Origin of the sequence: Neorhizobium sp. BETTINA12A (genome assembly GCF_023006485.1) — a bacterium.
GTDB lineage: Bacteria > Pseudomonadota > Alphaproteobacteria > Rhizobiales > Rhizobiaceae > Neorhizobium.
This window is the reverse complement of sequence record NZ_JALBGW010000266.1, coordinates 1-4,046: the sequence shown is the minus strand read 5'-3', so window position 1 is coordinate 4,046 and position 4,046 is coordinate 1. Positions and strand designations below refer to the sequence as shown.

General features: G+C 65.6%; 4 protein-coding genes. All 4 read right to left on the bottom strand.

Going from position 1 to position 4,046, the window contains the following annotated elements; genetic code table 11:
• Positions 1–1,392 (bottom strand): Na+/H+ antiporter subunit D (locus MOV61_RS28900; RefSeq protein ID WP_247139048.1); only part of this gene is annotated, 1,392 nt, incomplete at its 3' end.
• Positions 1,393–1,751: 359 nt separating this feature from the next.
• The gene (locus MOV61_RS28895; protein WP_247139047.1) at positions 1,752–2,129 is read right to left on the bottom strand and encodes a Na+/H+ antiporter subunit C; all 378 of its coding nucleotides are present in this window, start codon (positions 2,127–2,129) and stop codon (positions 1,752–1,754) included.
• Complete coding sequence (locus MOV61_RS28890) at positions 2,129–2,566, bottom strand: Na+/H+ antiporter subunit B (RefSeq protein ID WP_247139046.1); 438 nt, start codon at positions 2,564–2,566, stop codon at positions 2,129–2,131. Before MOV61_RS28890 ends, MOV61_RS28895 begins: the two co-directional genes overlap by 1 nt.
• 250 nt (positions 2,567–2,816) lie before the next feature.
• Positions 2,817–4,046: hydrogen gas-evolving membrane-bound hydrogenase subunit E (gene mbhE / locus MOV61_RS28885; RefSeq protein ID WP_247139045.1), on the bottom strand; the 1,230-nt coding region annotated here is incomplete at its 5' end.

Below are 4,046 nucleotides of genomic sequence, written 5' to 3'. Positions count from 1 at the left end.
CGCCGGAACGGCGGCCTCCGGAACAGGGTCGGGCTGCGGCCGCCAGAAGGCAAGCAGGAAGACGCGGGCGAGCGCCAGCGTGACCAGGAAAGCGGAGACGAGGATCGCCGCGGCCAGCCACCAGGCACCGATATCGAGCGAGGCTTTCAACAGCGCCACCTTGGGCCAAAGGCCCGACAGCGGCGGCAGGCCGGAAGCGGCCAGAAACAGCAGGAAGGCGGCGCCCGAAAACCACGGCGCCTTCCGGTAAAGCCCGCCGAGGCCGGAGAGCGCCCAGGTGCCGCCGAGCCGGCCGGTTTCTCCCGACACCAGATAAAGTGCGGTCATGGTCACCACCGAATGCAGCGCATAGAGGATGGCGCCGCTGACGGCCGCCGGCGTGCCGATCGCCACGCCCGCCATCATGTTGCCGATGCCGGCAATGACCACGTAACCCACGAGCCGGCGAATATCGTTCTGCGCCAGCGCGCCCAATGCGCCGACCAGCATGGTGAGCGCCGCCGATATGGCAACGACGAGGCTCAATTCCTCCCGCTCGACCGGGAAGAGCATGATGGTGACGCGGATCAGCGAATAGATGCCGATCTTGGTAAGCAGACCACCGAACAGCGCCGACACCACCACCCGCGGCGTGTGATAGGAGGCCGGCAGCCAGAAATTGACCGGAAAGGCGGCGGCCTTCATGGCGAAGGCTAGGATGAACAGCGCCGTCAGCGTCGTCAGCGGCGCGGTGCCGCGCAGGCCCGCCGCCTTGCGGGCGATATCGGCCATGTTGAGCGTGCCGAAGACCGCATAGAGATAACCGACCGCGATCAGGAACAGGGTCGTGCCGATCAAGTTGAGGATGGCGTATTTCAACGCCCCGTCGATCTGCTCCGGTTCTGAGCCGAGAATCAGGAGGCCGAAGGACGAGATCAGCAGCACCTCGAACCAGACATAGAGGTTGAAGATGTCGCCGGTCAGAAAGGCGCCCGTGACGCCGGCCATCAGCAGCATCAGGAACGGGTAAAAGCCGTAGCGCCGGCCGCTCGCGTCGATATCGGCGAGCGCGAATATGCCGCCGGCAAGGGCAACGATCGCCGCGGCGAGCGCCATGACCGCGCCAAAAAGGTCGGCGGTGAACGCAATGCCGAAGGGCGGCAACCAGCGGCCCATCACCATGGTGACCGGGCCATGGGTCCAGACGCGCCAGAGCAGGCCGGCGTCGAGGAGGACGAGGAGCGCCAGGCCGGCAATCGCGATGCCGCCATGCAGGCGGACGGACTTGCGCACCATCATCAAGACAGCACCGAAGCCGATCATCAGGGCGACGGGGAGTACGACCAACCAGTCGGCGAGCGGCGGGGCGGCGAGGACGAGGGCTGCGGAGAGGTCGACGGAAGGAGAGGCCATCAGTGGATGTCCCTCACGGTGGGGTGTCAGCGAATACCGCCGCTGTCAGTTGACCCCGGACGGTTATCGTCGAAGCCGTTATACCCCCCTCTGCCCTGCCGGGCATCTCCCCCTCAAGGGGGGAGATCGGCCAGAGGCCGGCTCCCCGCTCCCTGTTGGACCGGGGCATACGCAAGCCTCTGTCAAAAGATATGCGCTGTGTCTCACTCAACCGCTTGTCACGATCTGGGCAGGGCGCCGCCACGATTCGATCTCCCCCCTTGAGGGGGAGATGCCCGGCAGGGCAGAGGGGGGTGCCGCGGGCGGGCGAGCCGATAGCGTAACAACAAGTGTCCGGCGAAAACTCCAAAACCATCCCCTCAATACCCCAGCGGCGGAAACTGCTCGTCCCGCGGTTCGGCCAGCCGCATCTCGTCGGTGTCGTCGGTGCCGAGTTCCTGGTAGGCGCGGTAGGTCAGCACCAGCAGAAAGGCGAAGAAGGAGAACGAGATGACGATTGCCGTCAGGATCAGCGCCTGCGGCAGCGGATTGGCGGCGTTCGACGACAGCGTGTCCATGCCGGCCGGGATGATCGGCGGCACTTCGCGGGTGAGCCTGCCGGTGGTGAAGAGCATGAGGTTGACCGCATTGCCGAGCAGCACCACGCCGAGCAGGATGCGCACGGTGTGCTTCGACAGCAGAAGGTAGATCGCGGCGGCAAAGAACAGGCCGATCAGGATCGAAAACAGCGCTTCCATCAGTCCCCTCCCTCCGCATCCGAACCCGGCTCCTGTTCGAGCGCCAGCGCGATCGAGGTGATCGCCCCGACCACCACCAGATAGACACCGATATCGAAGGACATGACGGTGGCGAGCGGCACTTCGACCTCGAAGACGACGGGATAGACCCAGAGCCCGGTCATGAACGGCACGCCGAACACGATCGAGATCAGGCCGGAAAGCGTCGCAAGCAGCAGTCCGGCGCCGGCAATCGCCATCGGGTGGAACCGGATCGCGCGGCGCACCGCAGGCACGCCGAAGGCGATGCCGTAGATCGCCAGCGCCGAAGCCGCAATCAACCCGCCGATGAACCCGCCGCCGGGCTCGTTGTGGCCACGCAGCAGGACGAAGACGGAGAACAGCAGCATCAGGGCGGTGAGGAAGGGCGCGACGGTGCGCAGGATGAGAGTGTTCATGGATGAGCACCTTGCACGTTGGTTGCCACCACCTCTTGGAGGTTGAACAAGCTCCGTTCCCCTTGCAGGTCGAACCCTGCCAGCCCCCCTCTGCCCTGCCGGGCATCTCCCCCTCGGGTGGGGAGATCGGCTGGGCGCACCAGCATCGCTCCAACCGCAACGCTTGAGATGGCCGAGATCTCGCCGCTTGCCAATCTCCCCCCTTGAGGGGGAGATGCCCGGCAGGGCAGAGGGGGGTGCGCCGCACACATCAACCTTGCGCCCCCTTTTTACCCGCCCTCACCCGGATCAGCGCCAGCACCGCGAGCGCCGTCACCATTACCACCGCGATCTCGCCCAATGTATCCGTGCCGCGGAAGTCGACGATGATGACGTTGACGACGTTGGCGCCGTGGGCGACGGTCTTGGAATAGGTATTGAAGAAATCGGTAAGCACAGTGTCGAACGGCGCCTCAGTCGATTTCAAGAGGAGCAGCGTGAAGCCGAGGCCGCAGGCGACCGCGATCGTCCCGTCGAAGAGCGTTTGTCCTAGGGGCCGGTGGTCGCGGGGCGAGAGCCGCAGCCGCGTCATTACCAGCGCCAGGATGACCACCGACAGCGTCTCGACCATGAACTGGGTGAACGACAGGTCCGGCGCGCCGAACAGCAGGAAGATGACGGCGACGGCAAAACCCTGGATGCCGAGCGAGACGATCGCCGTCAGCCGGTCCTTTGCGCGCAGCACGGCGATGAGGCCGATCACCGCGATTGCGAAGAACGCCGCTTCCTGGACCAGCAATTGCTCCGGCCAGGCGGGCATCGCCGGCAGTTCGCCGAACACGAAGGGCGGGACGAGCAGCGTCACGGCCAGCAGGATGAAGGTGGCGGTGATGTAGATTTCCAGCCGGCCCGGCTGGACGAGACGGGTGACGGCGCCCGAAAGCCGCACCAGGCCGGAGACGAAATGGTCGAAACCGCGGTCCGGTCCGGGGCCAAGGCTTTCCACCGCCCGCACCATGAAGGCCCGAAGGTCCGTCAGCCGCCAGAAGGCGAGCGCGCCGAGGACAACGGTGGCCACCGACAGAAGCAGGGGCACGCCGAGATGCGGCATGGTCGAAATGTCGATGACGATCTTCTGGGCGGTGATCGCGCTTGCCATCGGCGAAGAGATGTAACGATGCGCCACGCCGGAAAAGAGTGCGGCCGCCAGGCCGAGCACCGAGAGAACCACCGGGCCGAGCCAGAGCGTCATTGGTCCTTCATGGGCATGTTTCGGCGTCTCGACATCGGGGCCGAGGAAAGGTTTCAGCGCCACGGCAAAGCCAATCGCGAACATCAGCGCATTGCCGATTACGGCGAGGCCGGTGAAAAACACGGCGCGCGGATTGCCGGCAGCAAGCGCCGCATAGATCTCCTCCTTGGCGAGGAAACCGAAGAACAGCGGCAGGCCGCCCATGGAGAGCGCCGCCAGCAGCGCCGCGCCGAAGGTGACCGGCATGGC

What these genes read in the sequence shown, in the direction of transcription:
- MOV61_RS28895 (WP_247139047.1), bottom strand. Translation starts at nt 2,129, where the DNA reads ATGGAAGCGCTGTTTTCGATCCTGATCGGCCTGTTCTTTGCCGCCGCG.
- MOV61_RS28890 (WP_247139046.1), bottom strand. Translation starts at nt 2,566, where the DNA reads ATGAACACTCTCATCCTGCGCACCGTCGCGCCCTTCCTCACCGCCCTG.